Source organism: Lacipirellula limnantheis (assembly GCF_007746075.1).
Taxonomy (GTDB): Bacteria; Planctomycetota; Planctomycetia; order Pirellulales; family Lacipirellulaceae; genus Lacipirellula; species Lacipirellula limnantheis.
This window is the reverse complement of record NZ_CP036339.1, coordinates 1,128,445-1,147,036: the sequence shown is the minus strand read 5'-3', so window position 1 is coordinate 1,147,036 and position 18,592 is coordinate 1,128,445. Positions and strand designations below refer to the sequence as shown.

At 58.4% G+C, this 18,592-nt stretch carries 16 protein-coding genes and 1 pseudogene; 1 reads left to right on the top strand and 16 read right to left on the bottom strand.

The genetic code is table 11. The features are described 5' to 3' along the window. Nucleotides 1–383 precede the first annotated feature (383 nt). From I41_RS04400 to I41_RS04360, 10 genes are all read right to left on the bottom strand, one after another. The gene (locus tag I41_RS04400) at nt 384–1,598 is read right to left on the bottom strand and encodes a tyrosine-type recombinase/integrase (RefSeq protein ID WP_145431273.1); all 1,215 of its coding nucleotides are present in this window, start codon (nt 1,596–1,598) and stop codon (nt 384–386) included. After that, on the bottom strand, nt 1,579–1,935 hold the full coding sequence (locus tag I41_RS27645) for a helix-turn-helix domain-containing protein (RefSeq protein ID WP_210421108.1): 357 nt from the start codon (nt 1,933–1,935) through the stop codon (nt 1,579–1,581). Before I41_RS27645 ends, I41_RS04400 begins: the two co-directional genes overlap by 20 nt. 74 nt (nt 1,936–2,009) lie before the next feature. Further along, nucleotides 2,010–2,711 carry a hypothetical protein gene (locus I41_RS04395; protein WP_145431271.1) on the bottom strand — a complete coding sequence of 234 codons (702 nt, stop codon included), beginning with the start codon at nt 2,709–2,711 and terminating at the stop codon, nt 2,010–2,012. A gap of 488 nt (nt 2,712–3,199) precedes the next feature. Continuing rightward, entirely contained in the window at nt 3,200–3,865 is a 666-nt protein-coding gene (locus tag I41_RS04390) for a HesA/MoeB/ThiF family protein (RefSeq protein WP_145431269.1), read from the bottom strand. Beyond that, nucleotides 3,840–4,490, bottom strand: coding sequence for a Mov34/MPN/PAD-1 family protein (locus I41_RS04385; protein ID WP_145431267.1), 651 nt, complete (start codon nt 4,488–4,490; stop codon nt 3,840–3,842). The genes I41_RS04390 and I41_RS04385 overlap by 26 nt, the downstream gene beginning before the upstream one ends. Continuing rightward, nucleotides 4,399–5,388 (bottom strand): hypothetical protein, encoded by a 990-nt coding sequence (locus I41_RS04380; protein ID WP_145431265.1) that lies wholly within the window; start codon nt 5,386–5,388, stop codon nt 4,399–4,401. The genes I41_RS04385 and I41_RS04380 overlap by 92 nt, the downstream gene beginning before the upstream one ends. A 77-nt stretch (nt 5,389–5,465) precedes the next feature. Then, nucleotides 5,466–5,684, bottom strand: a complete 219-nt coding sequence (locus I41_RS04375; RefSeq protein ID WP_145431263.1) for a molybdopterin converting factor — start codon at nt 5,682–5,684, stop codon at nt 5,466–5,468. A 35-nt stretch (nt 5,685–5,719) separates the two neighbouring features. Next, nucleotides 5,720–6,418 (bottom strand): hypothetical protein, encoded by a 699-nt coding sequence (locus I41_RS04370; protein WP_145431261.1) that lies wholly within the window; start codon nt 6,416–6,418, stop codon nt 5,720–5,722. 85 nt (nt 6,419–6,503) lie between these two features. Then, a complete protein-coding gene (locus tag I41_RS04365) occupies nt 6,504–7,034 on the bottom strand; it encodes a hypothetical protein (protein WP_210421107.1) in 531 nt (176 codons plus the stop codon). 334 nt (nt 7,035–7,368) lie between these two features. Continuing rightward, a complete protein-coding gene (locus I41_RS04360; protein WP_145431257.1) occupies nt 7,369–7,878 on the bottom strand; it encodes a hypothetical protein in 510 nt (169 codons plus the stop codon). Between the two features lie 219 nt (nt 7,879–8,097). Between I41_RS04360 and I41_RS27925 the strand changes: the two are divergent. Beyond that, nucleotides 8,098–8,339: pseudogene (locus tag I41_RS27925) on the top strand (IS3 family transposase); the annotation flags it as partial. 143 nt (nt 8,340–8,482) lie between these two features. Here the strand turns inward: I41_RS27925 and I41_RS04350 are convergent. The 6 genes from I41_RS04350 to I41_RS04330 all read right to left on the bottom strand — a co-directional run bounded on the left by I41_RS04350 (nt 8,483) and on the right by I41_RS04330 (nt 18,448). Then, complete coding sequence (locus I41_RS04350) at nt 8,483–9,547, bottom strand: SUMF1/EgtB/PvdO family nonheme iron enzyme (RefSeq protein WP_145431255.1); 1,065 nt, start codon at nt 9,545–9,547, stop codon at nt 8,483–8,485. A 350-nt stretch (nt 9,548–9,897) separates the two neighbouring features. After that, the gene (locus I41_RS04345) at nt 9,898–11,136 is read right to left on the bottom strand and encodes a WD40 repeat domain-containing protein (protein ID WP_145431252.1); all 1,239 of its coding nucleotides are present in this window, start codon (nt 11,134–11,136) and stop codon (nt 9,898–9,900) included. Nucleotides 11,137–11,492: 356 nt separating this feature from the next. Next, complete coding sequence (locus I41_RS04340) at nt 11,493–16,031, bottom strand: AAA domain-containing protein (protein ID WP_145431250.1); 4,539 nt, start codon at nt 16,029–16,031, stop codon at nt 11,493–11,495. A 622-nt stretch (nt 16,032–16,653) separates the two neighbouring features. Further along, a complete protein-coding gene (locus I41_RS28455) occupies nt 16,654–16,941 on the bottom strand; it encodes a helix-turn-helix domain-containing protein (RefSeq protein ID WP_168206681.1) in 288 nt (95 codons plus the stop codon). A 503-nt stretch (nt 16,942–17,444) separates the two neighbouring features. Continuing rightward, complete coding sequence (locus I41_RS27015; RefSeq protein ID WP_168206680.1) at nt 17,445–17,618, bottom strand: hypothetical protein; 174 nt, start codon at nt 17,616–17,618, stop codon at nt 17,445–17,447. A 59-nt stretch (nt 17,619–17,677) separates the two neighbouring features. Then, a complete protein-coding gene (locus tag I41_RS04330) occupies nt 17,678–18,448 on the bottom strand; it encodes a hypothetical protein (protein ID WP_145431249.1) in 771 nt (256 codons plus the stop codon). Between the last annotated feature and the right edge of the window lie 144 nt (nt 18,449–18,592).

Sequence of the window (18,592 nt, the reverse complement as noted above, 5' to 3'; positions counted from 1 at the left end):
GATTGTCCGTAGGCTCGGTTCTGGAGCCGTAAATTTGTCCTGAATTTGTCCAGGTAAACCGGTAGAACGACCGGTTTGGACGGGGAGTAACGAGAATGAACTAGAAGTTCGTAACCCGAATGACTCCCTCACGTTAGGCCGCAAACTCTTCGACATGCGGCAGTTACAGAAAACTGCCCGGGCGAATCCTGTCCTCTCCGCTCAGTGGCACACGGCTCTTCATAAGGTGTTAAATAACAACGCCTTATGAAGAGCCTTTTTCTTTGTCACAAGCAACTGTGTCAATGCTGTGTCAAGAGTGCCGCTCTGCTCCAGCATCATCGTCACTTTGGATCGTATTCCAATCACGACGCCTCGGAACCTCCTAAGGGAAAATGGGCTTGCTACGTCGCGCCCAGCCCGGGAATAGTACCTAACTTTTTCATTTGCTGCTGCGCCTGTGGGTCATGCAGGTGATAGTAGCGCTGCACCATCTTACTGTCACGGTGGCCCAGCCAGTCCATCAGCGCCTGCTCAGACACGCCAGTATTTGCGCACCAGGAACAGAAATAGTGGCGAAAACTGTGCAGTCGTCCATCTTTGAATCCAATCTCGTCCTCGGGCGTGGAGAATTGCTCCGAGAGCGGCGTCAGCACCTGCTCGACGAAGATCTTGCGTAAATTACCGTCGTGCAGCGCGCCGCCTTTTGCGGCTTGGAACACCCGCCCGCGAATGCCGACGGCGTACTTGGTACTGAGCAGCTTGTAGAGGTCCGGATGAATTGGGAACCGGCGATCACGTCGGCTCTTGGTCGTCCGCGGAGCTCGCCCTTTGACCCGCCGGCTACGACTCTCGTCTTTCAGCGTGATGATTGGATTAGTTGGGGTCAGGTCGACGCACGCCCAACTCAAGCTGCCGAGCTCCGAGATTCGCATGCCCGTATGCGCAAGGCCGATGATCACCTCGGTAAGCCACCCGAGCGACTTAATGGCTGAGCAATGCTTGATCATCGCTGCCACCTCCTCATGACGATAGCAGTACGTATCAGTTCCAGTGGGCCGCCGCAGGCTCCGATTTAACTTGCACGTCAACGGCAGAAGGTCCTCACCGATCAAGTACTTATTGAGTTGCTTAATCGTTGTACCTTCCAGGAACTCCGTCGCATACGCGTATCCCTCCGCATCCAACCAAGCCAAGTAGTCGTCGAGCCGGGGCGCGGTCACTTGACTCCAACTCGTTATGCCTTGACTTTGGAGGTACAACTGAGCCTTCGCGAACACTGCCCGGTACCGCTTAACAGTGGCGATGTCCGCACCACCGGCCACCTTTGGCCGGCCAACATGCTTTAGATACTTGTCGACGCCCGCCTGCAGCGTGACGTCCTGTCGGTCGCTTGGAAGTAACAGTGCCGCGTCAAGCTTACCTCGCTTTACCGCCGTCTGTTGATCCAACAGTTTCAGGTTTCCTAGAGCCTCTTCTCGGCTGCGCGTGCCCAGCGAATGCCTGCCCGTACTTGGTTTATTTCGCCGACCGTCCGCTTGGTACACTTCGTTGCGCACGGTCAGCAACCATTGGAAATACTGGCCATTTACTACTTCGTTAAGTCTCTTTCGCGCCATATCCTCTTTCAGTTTTCTTAGGTAGGGACTGCATCCAACGTGGTCGCGGTCCTGAGATCTGCGTAGTCACTTGGTCTTGCTCCTCCAACGCACTGCGAGCCTGCGTCAGGTCCGCGGCGTCGCCGCCCGCCATTTCATCATTGCCCGCTGCGTGCTGGGCGCGCGCCGCTGTGAAAGCGGCGGCGAAAGCGTCGTAATCGATCAGCCAGGCGGTGTTAGGGCCGCCAGGCTGCATCGCTGGCAGCTGCCCGGCCTTGAGCCGGCGCTGCACTGTCTTCGGGGATATGCCGACCGCGGTCGCAAAATCCCTGGGCGTTAGGTATCGCTTGTTCTTCATCCATCTCTCCGGGCCTTAGAACGCCGGAGAGTGTAAGCAGTTGCGAGAACCTTCCAAAATCTGCGTCCGCGCTTTCAGAGGCTGAATCCAGCGTCGCGAAGCCGCTCGCCGTACCGGTTCATGCCGCGAAGCAGGGCCACCGGTGAGGCATCTTGTCTTTTCGCAAACTCTTCAATGAGCTGGTTTTGCGATTTGCCACAGTTTTTAAAAGCACGCACGAAATGGAAGCAGCTGATGACGTTTGAGTTTCTGGGAAGTATTTTGAGATACTTTTCTGTGTCCGCGCTTGAAGGCTGATTTGCTTTCGTCCCATCTAGTGCGGACCGGATGCGACTCGCCAAGTCGTCTAGTAATTCAAGCCGCAGAAACCATCCACCGAGCAAAGCCCTAAAGGCATTAAACCAGATGCCGGCCTGCCGACGATCCTTAAGCGTCATCGCTAGTGCGTCTTCGGCCGCATCGATGCCGAACGCAACCTGGCTGTTGGCTCTTCGTAAACGATCCGGAGGTAGGTACTGAAGCAATTGGCCGGCATCGGGCACCCCCTCGTCTAGATGCGACTCATGGGCCGCATTGAGCGAACGGAGACGTCGTACGAAATCAGCGTCCGAAAGTTTGCCGTAGGCGAGCTCGGCAAATAGGTCGGCCTTCCTTACCTCGCGCTGCACGACCCGATGCGCATGCTCGCGAATGGCTCGGCACAGCCCGTACAGGTCTTGTAGAACCGCTGGCTCTAGCGGCAAGGGCTCCACACCGATTGGCTCGGGTTGCGGCATTCCAGGGGCGCTTGTGGATCGATGAAGCGAAGCAGTCTGAAAAGAACAGTGCTAGCGTTTCTTATACTAACTTACGGCGAAGTCACCTGCTACGCGGTAACTTAAGACGTTCGACTTTGGGTGACGCGCCGCATGCTGACTGCCTCAGAGAACTGGCGGGTCTACTCTATCAATCGTCGTTGGTACGCTGGGCGTGGCTGTTGGTGTTTGGCACTCGAACCGCCGCTCTCGCCAATGCTGGCCGATAGCTTGACCAACTCGTTTGGCAAACGTGAGAAATTGTTGCGAAGGCTGAGGAAGGTCGTCATCGACCGTTGATAACTCGTCCGCCTGTGCATGCTTCTGTTTTTGTGGCTTATCCAAATGTGAGCTCTTAGTATGGGTGGGCTGGACGTAACGCATAATGCGCCGCTAGGGCGTGGTATCGGTTGATCACCTGGAAGCATTTGTTTGATTGAGCAATGCGAGTTCTGGGTGCGAGCGAATCGTCATTTGAGTTCGATCTCCGCGAGCTCGCTTGCCGCCAAGTTGAACAGGAGGTCGTGCGTCAACGCGTCATTTCGCAACCACCGCACCAGCTGATGCACCATCAGCCCCGCAGCAATCGCCGCCCCATAGATGACGCCCCGCGCCGCGCACGCCCCCGCCTGCGCTTCGGATTGCGGAAACAAGCTCCGCGCATACGCCGCGCGCCCCGCCTCGTCCGCCGCGGCGAGGACCCGAATCACCTCCCCGCGCATCCGCCCGTCGACCCAGAAGTCGCAGCGCTCCCGCACCGCTCTCCAGATCGCCGCGCGCGCGGAGATCGAATCGACGCAGCAGCAGACCGCTGCCTGAGTTTCCAGTCGCGGCTGAAACCGATCGGGCACAACGTCAACGACAATCGTCGAGTCAAGCTGCGCCACCGCCGCCGCCGTCGCCTCGACCTTGAGCCTTCCTACGTCCGCCGCCAGGTACCCCTGCGTCGTCACGTTGGTCGGCTCGACCCGATCGAAGTCCACCAGTTGCAACCGGCGGACCCCCAGCGCCGCCAGTTGCAGCGCTAGCTGCCGACCAATCGCCCCGACGCCCACGACGGTCACTGAAGCTTCAGCCAGCCGCTCCGGCGGAACGAGCGCCGCTTGCCGGTCAAACCGACTGCTCAAAAACTGCATCGTAGCCATCCTCGCACCAAGCGTTCTCGCGCGGCCAGAGCCGCGCTGAGTCAAACTCCTCAAGCTCCTGATCATCCAGGAGCGGCGAGCGCGCCTGGACGCAGGCGTCGTACTCCGCCTGCCAAGCGGCCCGATCAGCCGCGGCAAACGGCATGTCGTAGTCAATCTCCACCGGGATCTCCCAGCTGCCGCCGGGCCCGACGCCAAAGGCGAGCCGCGCATAGCTGGCCCCGCCGCGCGCTACGATCAACATCACCGCCCACTGGCAGCCTCCAAACGCCCTGGCGAACGTCTCCTCGTCGGTGGCGCTGGGCTGCGGCGAACTGCCGGGATGGGTATGGACCCAGATCCGCCCGAACTCGCTGGGAGTTCGCCCCTGTTCGACCTGCCGGTCGTAGTAGTCGGCGACCGCCGCGTCGTCGAAGACGACGCTCGCCCAGTCGGCCGTTTGCGTTACCAGCTCAACGTCAACGACCAACAGCGGTTCCCCAGGCGCCGAAATCCCAAAGCCGCCGATCTCGGTGGCTCCGGCGTCACGCAGGTAGAGAAGTTTGGCCCAGGCATAGGGGCTGATGCGAATCTTCGGCCGCGGCTTCCGCGCGACACGCAGCACACTCTCCTTCATCAAGATCTCCTTCACAAAAGCGTTGCTGACAGATGGAACAGGGGCTTAAGCAGCTGTGGCAGCAGTGCTGACGGCACTCGGCGCACGACGCGCCGCAGGCGCTGCAGGCCGTGCGGCCGCAGTCGCTGCAGCCGTACGAGCAGTCGTCGCACAGATCGGCGTTGCACCGTTCGCACGAGCTGCGGCCGTCGTCGTCGGTGGTCGCGCCGCAATCGGCGCAAGAGATTCCTTCCCATCGGTCGAGCGTCAGATACGCGCTCTGTGCGTTGTAGGTGGCAAGCGTCTGGGCGACGATCACAAAGAAATCAAGAATCCGCCCGCTCGAGAGCGCCCGGCGGATCGCCGCGTGCGCCTCCCCTTCGCAGAGCTGCTCGTCGCGGACATGGGGATGGACCAGCGACGAGTCGCTGGCAGCCGAGCGCTCCTCGAGCGCTCGGACGAGATAGGCCGCGGAGCGTGAGCCGAGCTCCCGCCAGGAGAGTTCGATTTCGAACCGGCCCAGATCGACTCCCTCCAGGACGATCGGCTCGGTGACGACGCTGATCGTCGCTTGGGCCATATCAAGGGAGAAATCGGGGAACTCGGCGGCGAGCGCCGCCAGGTCCTCGTAGAGGTCGCGGAGCGATGGGGAGTAGCCGGGGCCGCTTCCTGCGAGCTGCCCGTCGAGCTCGTCGAGTTGGCGGCGCAGGTCGGCGAGCGAGCGGCGAAGACGATCGCGGCTCTGGCGGGCAGCGTAGCGCCATTCGCGCTGCTGGGCAGCGACGATGAGGTCGTAGCACCGCTGGACGCGCTGCCAGCTGGCTAGCGGCAGGTCATCGACGGCCGCTGGCGGCGGTTGCCGCTGGGCCGCGATGCGGCCCGCGGCGCGGATTAGGTGCGCGCGGGAGGGAGGGGGCATAGTACAAGGACTCCTAGTAGAAGGTGAAAGAAACAGCGTCGCGCCGCACGGTCGTGCGGCGCGACGCCTGGAGGGCGTCAGGCCCCTTCGATCTTCGTAGGCGTAAAGCTGACCCGGTCTCCTTCTTGGAGCAGCTGGTCAGGCGGGGTCGGTTGTCGATTGACGCGAATGAGGTAGTCGCTCGGCTGGCCGTAGGCGACTTGCCGGCGGAAGAGGTCGGCGACCGACAGGCCGGGCTCGACCTCGATGTAGTCGGCGAAGCCGCCGCCGTCGTTGTTAATCACGAGAATACGCATCGAAACTCCGAATGAATGGGGGAAGGTGGTCAAGGTCAGGCACTGACCGGGACGCGCCCGTCGCACGCCGCGTTAATGGCCTGCCGCGCCGGTAATCCGCTTTGCTCGGCGAAGAGCGCCGTGGCGCGCGGCAGGTCGTCGCCGATCCAGTCGGCCGGCAAGAGCGACAGTCCGTCCTGCTCCCGCCGTAACTTGGCCAGCAGGGAAGCGAGATCGAGTTGGTTGCCGGGCGACTGCTCCGCGTCGCTGATCAGTTGGTCGGCGACGCTGGGACGGAAGCCGGCCCAGACCCTTGGGAACCGCGGCTCGGTGTGGCGCAGCCGTTCCAGGCGGCGCTGCGCTTGGCTCAGCCGGTGGTCGAGCCGCAGCGCTAGTTCCAACAGATCGCGGCGGCGGCTGTCGAGGCGCCGTCCGGTCGCCAAGGGGCGCGGCGGCAGGGCGAGGTCCTTGCGCAAACGCAGCGCCTGGGGACCGGTCCAAAGAATCTCCTGTCCCACTAGCTCTGGGCGATAGCCGAGGACGCGGATGCTGGTGCGGCCGTTGGCGGCCCGCTCGTCGAACAGGACGATCGTCGTCAGCCGGCGCAGCTCCACCAGTTCGTCGCGACGCCAGCCGTCGATCAGAAACCCCAGGGCGACGCCTTCACGCGGGGCGCGGCCTGGGCAGTAAATGCTTCGCGAGCTGACTTGGCGACGCCAGCGGCGGCGCAGCTCGTTGTCGTTCGTGGCGATCATTTGAGTAACTCCTTCGAAAGGGACGTGTGGAAATGGAAACGGCCGCGCGGGGGCGCGGCCGGAGGTCGGTAACGGTGACGGCGAGTTAGTCCTGCGGCTCGGGGAGCCGCAGCGGCGGTTCTGCCGGCGAGGGGGCGCTGGGGAACATCAAGGCTTCCTCGTCGCTGTGCGCGGCCAGCAGCAGTTCGGCGGTGAGGAGTTCCTCGTCGCCGGCATCGTGCAGGCGCTCGAGGACCAGCCAGGAGAGGGCTAGCGCCAACAGCGCGGCGATGATGGCCCCTAGCGTCTTGAGCGAGGCCACCAGCAGCGAGTCGCCGCGACGCGTGGCGGCGATGCGCTGACGCTCGGCCTCGACGTCGTTCCAGGCGTCGGCGAGCTTGGACTGTCCTTGTTGCAGTCCTTGCTGGGCGGCGAGCAGCGCCTGTCGGGACTCGGCCTCTTCTTCGATGAGGCGTTTGGCGGCGGACGCCGCTTCACGGGTTGTTTGGGCGATCTGGTCGTTCTGCTGGGCTTGGCGGTTCGCCGCTTCGCGGGCGATTTCCAGCGCAGAATCTTGGCAGCCGATCAGGCAGGTCAGGGTGATCAGGCACGCGACCTGACTCGGCGGACGTTTCACGGTCAAGGGGGCGTAGCCTCAAGCGGGTGAGAAGCAGTTGCACCAATCGCTCCAGCGCCCGGCGGAGGCGGACTTCGCGGGCGAGAGCGGTGACGGCCAGCACGAGCGTTGCCGCCAGGGCGAATAGAGTCGCTTCGATCAAATGATGTTCGTTGGCGGAGCCAACAACTCCGGGTGGTTGCGCGGTCAGTTGGTAGGCATCGGACAAAGTGCGTAGCCGCACGGGATGGCGAGCGCATGGCTCAAGTCAATGGTCCAGGCTCAGGGGCAGTCCCACGAGCCACGGCCGCCGGCTTTCATCCCGTCGCCTACCAGAGTTGAGACGTAGTACGTCTCAGCGAGGAGGACTCTGGCGCAAAAGATCCGTGGCTGTCTGTTCCACGGCGCGCCAGAGGGTCGGGTACTGGTAGGCTTCCAGCGCGCTATTCCAAAACTCCTCGAACCGGTGGGCGACGTTTCGCTGCCGGCCATTGGTGAACCAGCCCAGCACGATGGAGAAGGCCCAGTCGAGCGCTGGGTCAGGACGGGCCTGGCGGCGCCGGAGCCAGTGACTGCGAAAGCGGTTGCGTCCCGCCGAGCGGCGGTCGAGGCCGTGGTGGCGTTCCAATCGCAAGAGCTCCGCGGCGGGACCGGCCAGTTGGAAGCGGACGAAGTTGCGCACCGGCACGAGCGGCAATTCGCGGTCTTGCGCTGCTTGGCGGCAGTTGTCGCGGAACGTGGCGAACTGGTAGTGGGGCATGCCGTCAGGTCGATGGCACGGCAAACCCAGTTCGCGGGCCATGACGGCGTGGCCCGCTTCGCGATAGGCGCGCGCTTCGTCAGGGGACAAGGGTGAATCGTTCAAGAGATCATCTCCACTAGGGTGCCAGACGGAACCTTTTCGGCGCGCGCCGAACGGTTAAGCAGCCCGTCAATTCTTTATGACCCGTAATGCAGATGGATTTAGCGTGAGACACTCATTGCCCTCAGCATTGAGCGCTAGTTCGCTGACGCTGAGGTCACGCGGCGGGCATCGGACGATTGTCGCTGCAGTGACGAGCCACAATTCCTGAAGCGGATCGTCCAGCTAGTGAGCGACTACGGACGTTACGGATATCGCCGCGTCACGGCCCTATTGCGGCGCGAGGGATGGACGGTCAACCACAAGCGCGTCGAACGTTTCTGGAGTCAGGAGGGGCCGAAAGTCCCCCACAAGCAGCCGAAATGGCAGCGAATGGCGCTTGCCGACGGATCGTGCGTGCGACTGAGCCCACCTACGAGGATCACGTCTGGAGCGGCGACATCGCTGATCGCACCAGCGACGAGCGCCCGCTGGTGCATCGACTGTTGGGCGTCTGGACTACAAACACCATCGGGCGGACAGCTCACTGGGGTACATACTCCCGGTTGTGATCGACTCCCGCTGGCCCCCCTCCGCTGGGGGAAGCTCAGCTTGCCGTGCGACGGGGCTACCTTACCCAGGGCCGCGACTTGCTTGGCAGCTTCACAGGGCGTCTGGAGCTTCTGGACGCTAGACCTTGAAGAAGCCACATCGCAAGGAGACTGGAGGTGGGCTCGGGCACCTTCGCCAAGCGAAAGCCTGGGCCGCCAGCCCACGCAGAAAGATAGTTGTTTTGATACCGACTATCAGGTCCTAGGTAACGAGTTCCTTCAACGTGCGCCGGCGTTTCCGTCCACTCGTCGATATTGCCAAATTGATCCAGCGTGCCGTAGGGGCTCACCGAGAACCGATAGGCCCCGACGTCGGTCAGATAGATTTGGCCTGGGAAGTAGTCGGTACTGCCGGTTTTGGCGTAACCGTCGTTGTACCCATTTTTTAATCCGTCGTCCGCGTAGACGTTGCCCGTATTGGCCCGATCAGGCGCGAAGTTCCCTGGCGGCTTGGCGCTGTAGGGGTAAGTGTCTCGCGACGTGGGATAAGTCCAGTAGTTGCCCGTCGGACCGTCGTTCTTATGGAACGCCGCTTTGAACCATTCGTCGATGCTGGGGATGACCCAGGTCGCTTCAGGATTTCGCCGGATCGAATCGCCGTCGAGCGGGATTGGCGTTCGCCCAATCAGCGTGTAGGAACCGGTCTCGGTGTCGCCTGCCCCCTGGCCGTTATGCATCCAGTTGGCGAACCTCGCCGCGCTGTACCATGATGGGGTAACCAGGGGATAATTTGCGAAGTCGCTGGCCCAGAACTGATATGTGGCGCCCAACGCACGGGAGTTATCCAGCGTGATGCCGTTCGAATAAAGCATCAGTGGCGATTCGTAGAGATGTAGCTCGTTCGCCCCTAGGGGATCGACTTGATTGAGGAATTGCAGGTACTGCCAAGCACTGACCTCGGTCTTCGCGATCTCGAACTCGTACGCGACTCCGCCGAACGGGTAGAGCGTCCCTTTGACGTCGGGATTGCCAGCGTTACCGACGCGGGTCAATGGAATGACCACCTGAGTGGTCGCCGCGCGACTTGCCGATGCGCTCAGTAGCCACAAGGACAGAATCAATGCTCGGATGGGGATTGCCATTAGCGATCCTTCTCGTTGAAGCGCAAGACGTACAAGTGGAAGATCAGTAGGCCAATGTAGCAGACTGTTGTGTCACGACCTGCCTCTCGCAGGTAGAAATTCCGTACTCAACAGAATTCATTGCCGCACGACTGATAGAAATCCTAATCGCGAGCGAGGCTGATTTTGGCCTCAGTTATTGTCCACCACGTTTTTACATTTCCGATTAGTGCGGCAGGACGATTTCTATGTCTGTTTTATTCGCGGCGCACGTGACCGGCCGTTCTTGTCAGTGAGCGTCACTCGTCAAAAACCGCCCACACTGACTCCGCACTTGTTTCTTATTTGTCCGTACTCGCTCGGCACACCGCTTACTTGACCACATTGGATTCGTCGCCGCTGAGTGACCATATTTGGATCACGCCATCATTGCCCGAGCAAGCCGCTTTTCGACGATCGTCGGAGATTGCAGCTGAGAACAGAACGTGATTCTCTTGCGGCCTAAGTCGGGCAATTGTCTGATCCTTGCTGGAGCTTAAATCAACAATTGATCCGGCCACTGACGCAGCGTCATCCCGAACTGCCCTATGATTGAACACCAAAGTTCGATCGCTGTCGTTGAGAATGAATGCGGCAGCAACGTATGTGCCGTACTCTTTCAATTGCGCGCGCAAATCGTCCGACGTCCCAATGGTCCCCAGTCGGCAAGACTCACTCGCCACTACTGTGAATGTTCCATCGTCGGTTGCGTCGACAAATGTGCAATCATCATCGCCAATTGCGATGCTCCGAACCAGAGATAAGGAGGGGACAGATAACACGAGCAATTCCCCGCCAATGGCGGAGCGAATCGCTCGTTTACTTTCTTCATCGTTACTTGCCCTTGCATCCTCGCCGGGGATCAATGGCTTCGTTGGATTGAGCACTATGAGTGACCCTCCATTGATTTTCGAGTAGACCAATGGTTGAACCGCGCCTCGGTGCTCAATTGCAATCGGTTGGCCTGTAAGCGTTCTGCTGGCCACTTTCGACTGGCTCTCTACGTCAATCAGGAAGACTGAAACGGTATTTTCGGAATTAATGCAATACGCCGCGAGGTAGTGAGACTTTGGAATGAAGGCAAGTCCCACTACACCCTGTTCAAGAGGAATGTGACCTTTTGCACCAAGGGTCTTAGCGTCTAACAAATGTACGCTACCAACGTTCCGATACGCTGGGATTGCTCGCGGTAGTTCGCCCGGACGGGGAGCGCTCCAATTCGCGGTGCCAACCGCTAATAACTCCCCGTCGACTGCCAACGCGGATGGATATCGGAAGGGGACCGTGTTGGTAATTTTTCCATTTGCAAGATCCCATCTACTCAGTACCCCATCCAAATGTGAACCGCCGATTGCTTTTGACTTCCAACGAAACGACTCGGAGGAAAAGAGGTGACCGCCGTCAGGTGAAAAGCGTAGTGCTATTACGTGTCCGCCAAGCTTCGAATCTAACAGACTGCCACGCATGCCTACCGGAGTGTCGGAGCATCCAGGCAGCCATGCCACTAGTGCCGTAGCGAGCACCAAAGTAAAATAGATGGCCAGGGGTGTTTTATAACGTCGCTTGGACACGGCGGGGCCAGTTCTTGATGGCACGAATGTCATATCGAATAGTAACGTTCGTAAACGGCGGAGAACATAACCTTACTTGAAAGAGAATACGACCGCCTTGCTTCGAAATGTCGATTTGAGGGGCACACCAAGCGCCGCGCCTGCTCTCAGAAACACATGCCATCGCTTCCGAGTCGAAATCGCGCTTGCATCGAGGTTTTGATCTGAATTAATCGGGCCGGAGGACTCTCCCCTACCGCTAAAGACTCCCCAGTCTGCGTTTTACATCGCATTCCCTCATCGTTCACCTTGTGGACCGACGTCATGCCGGTAAGGTTCGAGCCCACGAGTACTATTGTGTTCAATAGCCCGCGATGTTAAGGATGCATCACACGCTCGTCACCGTCCTGTGCCTGCCATTCGGCTTTTAGCTCTGCAGCTCGACGTATCAATTCGATCATCACAGCATCCCGCAGATTTGGAATCGGCTCGATGTTGACTCCGGTCGGCAGTATCCCCATCTTTTCGAGCTTCAGAAAAACGTCTTTCATGGCAGCTTCTTTATCGCGGTAAAACGCTGAACCCCGAATTCGCAAAAATCGCCATTTCAGTCTCTCTAGAATTGCCTGTCTCTCCATATCCTCCGCCAGATTCTCCAGGGTGTGATATCGATCTCCGTCGCACTCAATGGCAAGTCGGTTCCCGTCCCCTTCTACAACCATGTCGATGCGATATCGTCCCACTGGCCATTGGGGAGTGACGCGATAGCCGGCTTGCAGCAGCCGTTCAAGCACCTCCTTCTCAAAAGGGGACTGAGTGCGCGGCGCTAGACGCTCCAGGCTCCGGGTTACCGCCTTGGGATCCTGGGCATGCTCGATAAGGCGACGTCGAAGATCCCCCGGTTGCAGGTCGACCCCAGGATCTAATGAGTGAACAACCCACAGCTGATTGCGAGCACGACTTGCGGCGACATTAAATCGCTGTTCGAACTTACTGTCTTGTCTCATCGTTAGGGGGCGGTCGCGAGGAGTATCCACCATCGATAAGAACATCACATCCCGCTCGTCACCCTGAAAGTGTGCCGAACTTCCACAGACGATGCGACGTTTCTCATATTCGTCGGGCGGTAGCCAGCGTCGCAAAATAAGGTCGATCTCGCGGGCTTGATCGTCGCCTACCAGGGAAATTACCCCAAATGTATGGTCCGCATATTTTTCGTGCTCGATCGCAGATGTGACTAATGACGCGATTTCGAGCGCTTCGTCTCGATTGACCTTATGTGCCGCCTCAGTGGATGAATTGACACGGTGCGGGACCACATGAGGTGCGTGCCAAGAACTTGCGGGCTCTCGCAGCGGTTTGATTCTCCCTGCGTAGCTCAAGAAGTTGCTAAAGTCGATAATGTCCGGAACACAACGGAAATGCTCCAACAAGCATATCGGGGCCTCGAACGATTGCAGCGCGATGTCATAGATGGACAGTTCCCCCGTATACAAGATCGCATTGGGAATCCCGTCCAAATGCTGCTTGATCAATCCTTGAACGATATTAACGTTTTGTCCTACGGCTAGCGGACTCACCTGCTTGTCGTCGCCAACAACGATGACTTTGTCGGCAGCCATGATGGCAAGCAGGGCCATGGGATCACATTGGCTAGCCTCGTCGATAATTACCACATCGAATCTAGGCCGGCTAAGATCGAAATTCTCTGCAACCCGGGCTAGCGGCATCACCCAAACCGGCACCGCTTCCCTGCAGTCCTGCATTTGCTGTTGCGCTGCCTGCCTTAGCGATGCGACTTGCTTTCCGTAGCCTTTACCGATCTTCTTGATGATCCCAAGCCAGCCCACAAGTGCTTGACGCTGCGGTAGCGATACTCGCTCCAGCTGCCACGCCCAGGCCTGACGATCGATTAACTCATTGGTGACCTCGCGTAACTCCTGCTGGAGGCGCTCGATGTCTTGCCCGAGCTGCTGGATGTCCACCTGAGCGCGTCGATCAAGTTCGTCATTCAGTTGCCTCCATTGCCAAGCCGCAAGAACATCTCCCGGCGGCGCGGCGGCACCGTGAACGCCCTCACGTCTTCGAATTGCTGAGGCCCACATCGGAGCCCACGCTGCACCACCAGAACACTTGCTATCCAGTCGCGCCAGTAATTCCTTGCGGTTAGTAGCTGCAATCCGCCGCTCGATCGCACCTGAAAGTGCGTAATAGGCCTTTGCATAATCGGCCGGCTGCCGGTTCTGGATCGCCTGCCGCAGAGTAGAAACCTCCGGACGCTTGTAGAAGGACAAGCCTTGTTCAATGCGAGCGAGCTTTGCCTGAAGCACTAAGCCTTCAAAGCGGCTTGCTGCCGCTCGCAACTGGGCCAAGAGGCGATCTTCTACGCCGCGTACAATACTGTGCAACTCCGCGTTCGCCGTGAACTCTGAGGGCGCGTCTGAACCTTCATGCCATTTTAAGAAGTCGAAGCCGAGCGTCCGCAACGACTCTTCGAGTGGCTGCCATTTCGTTTGCCACCAATAGCGGGCTGAACGTATCGATGTTGAAAATTGCGGCGCGGAGTTTTCTGGTTCATCGCCCAATTCTGCAAATGCGGGACCGCCACGCTTTGCCACGAGCCCTTCCCAAAGAATAGAAAGTTCTTCCCTCGCTCTTTTAAGTTCAAGCAATCGTGAAATCGCGTTGACTTCCTCAGCTTTAGCTGGGGCACGCCCAAGAACAGTCCATCCGGCGATCGCCTTACGCCACTTGGGTCGAACAATCAGGGATAAACGTGATAACTGACCGCCTTTTTCTAAGTGCGAGTGGATCGCACCTGCCAGGATCCGCTGTTCCTCAAGCTCTAGGACATGATCTGTAACCGGCTGGTATTTTAGGAATTCAAGCTTGTTTGTGTTCGCAATTTGCGCTGCCTCGTCGATCTTCGCCAGGAGGTGTTCCCAAGGACACTCGCTTCCGTGCTGGGAACGTCCCGCGTTGACTGCCTCAAGCTGCCACGACTTGTACTCCTTGAAGTCGCGTATAGCCTTCTCAAAACCACTGGCGACTTCTCTCACGTCCTTAATCCAATCCGGTACGCGTTCGTCCGCGACGTTTATGCCCGGCCACAATTCCCGATCAAAAGTTTCCTCCGCTGCTGCGATTGTGATCTTGCTTACCGCAGCTCCGAATTTCTCAGCGCTCGGTACCTTCGCAATGTCGGGCAACGGAGTGTCTACATACGCATCGTCCTGCTCACTAACTTTGGAGTTCGATTCGTAGAGGGCGATCAGCTCTTCTGCGGTGAGCGGGCAGGGCTCGCCGGCAGCTACGGGACCAGGAATCCAGTCCTGACGGTCCTTTCCCGCGGATACAAGCTTCGCCGCTTCCACAGGGGCATATGAATCGCCCGCGATAACGAGTTCTCGGTATTCGCCAAATCGTGCCTCCCGCAGGCCGGCGCTCGTCTTAGAAAGCAGGTCTAAGATTCGCTGCCGTTCGCCTTTCCGTATAACTGCCTCTCTTCGAAGCGATCTGGGATCCGTCCCACTGAGACGCTCACTTATTTTATTGATGGCCTGCTCGAGTTGGTTGCGACTGTCGGCATCATTATCAAGTACGCTGACGCACAGCGGCTGCAAATCGTCAACAAGGTGGCCGCGCAGAACCTTCAAGGCCTTCGTCGTGTGGCTTGTAACCAAGACGCTTTGCTTATTGGCAAGTAAGTGACCAATAAGGTTGGCAATGGTATGGCTCTTTCCAGTGCCGGGCGGCCCCTGAACAAGGACAGCGCCATGTCGATCGACGGCCTGGGCGATTCGCCGTTGCTCTGGATTGGCCTCCTTGCCAAACAAGATCTCGGATTCTGATACGTCCCGTTCCGCGGTTTGGGGTACTGTTTGACCCTGTTGAACACGGCTGCAACCGACGATGTTGCGAATCGCCTCAGGAAAGTCCTTTCGATCATTGAGACCTTCAAGGACCCGCTCTATCGCAGCACCGAAGCCGCGAGTCCGATCGCGAACGTACAGCAGCGGAGCGCGGCCGATTGCGGGGTCGTCCGTGCCTTTAGGTGGACGCTTGTCGTCAAGGAAGTCCCCACGAGGTGACAGTAAGTGCACGAAGCTTCTCAGGAAACCAGAGGCCTCCTTGCTGAGCGGGTGGTGATTAGCTGCTTCAAATTGTTGCCGGCTAGTTCGTAACTCCTGGGGATTTAAGGCCGCATTCGATTGGAAGACCTGGGTGTAGAGTTCGGATGAATAATCAGAATCGACGACTGTGAATTCTGGTTTGACGGCGTCAAAGTGAAGTTGAACTCGCTGCAAGACTAGCGGGTGATAGATAGCCCCTTCAGTTTGCTCCCAGCTCAGCACCCCGTCGGCCACAACCAGATCTAACCGCTCGGCTTCACGCTGCAGTTCTGCGTGTAGGGCATAGAGCTTCTCAAAAATCTGTAACGTCAGTCGAGTCGGGCGCTCCGTCGTGCTCCATTCGTTCCAAGTCGCTAGCCACTCCTCGCGGGAGGCGACTCGCTCAGGGTCATCACCGAACAAAACTGACTTTGGAGGGCCGTCATCCTGCGCGACGTCGCGCGTCTCCAAAAACACAGGAGGCGCGAATGGATTTTCCCAGCCTGCTGAAAGCCAGTCCCGAAGCTCGCGCTGCGGTGATGGCGCGTGCGCTATGCGTGGACGACGGACCCTCATCAACCAGTCATTGGCGGGTAATTCCCCTTCTTCCGCTCCAATGTTGAGCGCTCGATTGAATTCGAGGTCAGGATGCGACGGTAGATCGTCAAGCCACATCGTCCAACGTTGATCTGAGATCTGGCGGACGACTGGATTGCGGTGCTCGTTTAGCGCTTTGAGGAAGTCGAACACTTGACGGATTTTGGTCCGGCAAACGTCATGGGAATCGAGGAACTCATGCGGCATGGATCATGTCATCCTGGATCGAAGGCTCTGCATGCATGGTTTCGGCTCGTAGTTGACCGGGGTGAAGTCACAAGTACAACAACGCAAAGTGGTTGCCATGCAGCACCGGGAACTAGCATTGCGTCAATTCTAATTGCCACTCGACCACAACTTCCAGTGTGGAGCATCCTATTGGCGACACCGCCTTTTGTTCGTAGTTTGAGCAATCGGGTGGATACTTCAGGTTCGGTCCTGGTCAGTGGGTGAATCGGGCGACGCCCCCCGCTTCTCTGTCAGTTCGCCAAGTATTCGACCCTGCTCGACAAAGTAATTAGCTTCCAAACCGCGAGCATTTGGGTGACTCGTTACAAGGTAGGTGGTGTGATGGCCGCAGCCAAAAAAGGATCCTGTACCCGTACTGGCGAATGGGACTTGGGCAATGTCGATCCAATGTTGGCGATAGCTCATGCCGTAGAACACGACGGCTTTGGGCGAGTGGCTTCTAATGGCTTCTGACAGCAATTCAACTCGCTTCGGAAGAACCGCGTCGCGATAGCGTCCGACGCTTCTCAGGTAGGGCAGTCGGGTAGCAAGCGGCGCATAAGGCCAGCTAGTTACAGTCGCTTTGGGTAGCGGCATCAACTCAGCTAGAAGAGTAGTCCCGCCCTTGCGTCCCAAGTGCTGAGATTGAAACGCCAGTACGGCGTCCCGACCACGACACAAACCTTCCCAGGCCAACACGATCTGTGCGAGCCGAGCCCATGTCACTTGTCGCTTTGGGCGAACGCCAAAGTATTGGTCGCACCCGATGCGATGATGAAAATCCATCAAATCCACCACAGGTTCGCCGCCGCACTCGTTCCACGCGGCGACGCGGCACTCCAAGTCTCGGGGCGACGTCCCGCCAGCTTCTTCCATGCCTACTAACCACAGCGGCGCAGAAAGCGATCCGTAGCCCAAAAACTGCTCGATAAATCGCTGTAGTGTCATGCCGCGAAGTTCACGAGTTGGTAAAGACGCTCACGAAAGTGATGGGCAAGCAGTTGGAACGTCATTGCCCCCAAGGCGTTTCCCATTAAAAACTCCGATGTCGCTAGTTTCGTATATGGCAGCTCTCTCTTCTGGAAGTCCACTATGTACGTCTCGAACATCCAAATCCAGACTCGATCGCATCCCAGACGATGTGGTTCCGGCAGACTTTCTGAAACCAGAATGTCTGGATGCCGAGCGAGCGTCTGCCAACTTCGCTGTTCCACAGGAAGAAGCCGGGAGGACGGCATTCGCAGAGTATTTCCCGAAGCTAGTTGCAACGGGATTACGGACATGTCTATGGGCTACGGCCTGTAAGATCAGCTATCCATTTCCGATGCCCCGCCCCCTCTTCACCCTCCGCAGAGCGCTGGTCCCAGGCACTTGACTGGCGCTTTAGCGAGGTCACTTCACTCGTCCGTGCTGATGGATGATGAGCACCGTGACCAAACAGAGCAACGGGACCGCGCTCCACCAATGCGAGTCGATCCTGGGATCGAACTTTCCATACCCCGCGATGCCAAGCACTGCCGCTACGTAGGCCGTCCAGAGTAGAGCGAGTTTCAGGTTGAAACGCATGGCCTATTCACTCGCCACTTTAGCTTCTCACCCTCTCATCCCTGCGGGCGGCGTGAGCGCTATTCGTCAATCCAGGCTGCACGCTGCACCACTGAGACCCTTTCAGAGGTTCCCGCACCGGTACGTTCCTGCCTCTCAGAGATGTCTTGCTCAAACTGAAGCATCAGCTCCTTCAGCTTGAGTTTCGTCATGAGTTCTTGCTTCGCGCTACAGAGCGTCTCTAAGATTATCACCTCTGCCTTTTGCTCAGAGCTGTTGGCAGACTCTCGTCGTTCTTCCAGCTTCACAAGGTCGGCCTTGAAACTCTCCTCTAGATCACTGAGGCCTGTGCGAAAATCGGCGATCTCGGTAGCATCTTTGAGACGCTCCTGCAGCAGTACTTTGTCGAAGTAGGCATTCGAGACGGAATCGACGATCATAACCGTCTGCTCACGATCGCCTTGGGCGCATGACATTCGCACTTCCATGATCTCCCCGTCTCCGGGGAAGCTCACTTGTAGAGCGTTGAGAAGCCACATTAACTCAGTGCCGAGGTGACGACGAACAATGTCGAGATTGGCGATATCCTGACGCTGTAGCGCTGCATCAAGTACCAGCGGACTGACAATCAAGGCTTTGTGATTGATTTTCACTTGCCGATGTTCTTCGTCACTCATCTGTTGAGGATTGATCACAAAGGCAGCAGCATTGTTGCGCTCTACTTTGAGGTAAGCGACGACAGCGCCTCCGGTCGAAAAGCGCCACCATGCGACTGAACCGGCGGCCGTAAGCGCCACGATGAGTGCAAGCATCCAGAAGAGAGTTGAGCCGCTACGAATATTGGTTGTCATCGGTTTGAACGTGAAGAAGATGGAAGCATTGAAGTTGCCGCTCCTGATTCTAGCCGCCGCTCGGTGCTGGCTATTCTTCTTGCCGGTTTCGTGCCCCCGCCTAGTTTGCCACCCGCTAGCTGGCCGCAAGATGTACGATTGGCA

Bases quoted from the DNA above. Each gene is read 5' to 3' on its own strand.
- I41_RS04400 (WP_145431273.1), bottom strand. From the start codon at position 1,598: ATGGCGCGAAAGAGACTTAACGAAGTAGTAAATGGCCAGTATTTCCAA.
- I41_RS27645 (WP_210421108.1), bottom strand. From the start codon at position 1,935: ATGAAGAACAAGCGATACCTAACGCCCAGGGATTTTGCGACCGCGGTC.
- I41_RS04395 (WP_145431271.1), bottom strand. From the start codon at position 2,711: ATGCCGCAACCCGAGCCAATCGGTGTGGAGCCCTTGCCGCTAGAGCCA.
- I41_RS04390 (WP_145431269.1), bottom strand. From the start codon at position 3,865: ATGCAGTTTTTGAGCAGTCGGTTTGACCGGCAAGCGGCGCTCGTTCCG.
- I41_RS04385 (WP_145431267.1), bottom strand. From the start codon at position 4,490: ATGAAGGAGAGTGTGCTGCGTGTCGCGCGGAAGCCGCGGCCGAAGATT.
- I41_RS04380 (WP_145431265.1), bottom strand. From the start codon at position 5,388: ATGCCCCCTCCCTCCCGCGCGCACCTAATCCGCGCCGCGGGCCGCATC.
- I41_RS04375 (WP_145431263.1), bottom strand. From the start codon at position 5,684: ATGCGTATTCTCGTGATTAACAACGACGGCGGCGGCTTCGCCGACTAC.
- I41_RS04370 (WP_145431261.1), bottom strand. From the start codon at position 6,418: ATGATCGCCACGAACGACAACGAGCTGCGCCGCCGCTGGCGTCGCCAA.
- I41_RS04350 (WP_145431255.1), bottom strand. From the start codon at position 9,547: ATGGCAATCCCCATCCGAGCATTGATTCTGTCCTTGTGGCTACTGAGC.
- I41_RS04340 (WP_145431250.1), bottom strand. From the start codon at position 16,031: ATGCCGCATGAGTTCCTCGATTCCCATGACGTTTGCCGGACCAAAATC.
- I41_RS27015 (WP_168206680.1), bottom strand. From the start codon at position 17,618: ATGCGTTTCAACCTGAAACTCGCTCTACTCTGGACGGCCTACGTAGCG.
- I41_RS04330 (WP_145431249.1), bottom strand. From the start codon at position 18,448: ATGACAACCAATATTCGTAGCGGCTCAACTCTCTTCTGGATGCTTGCA.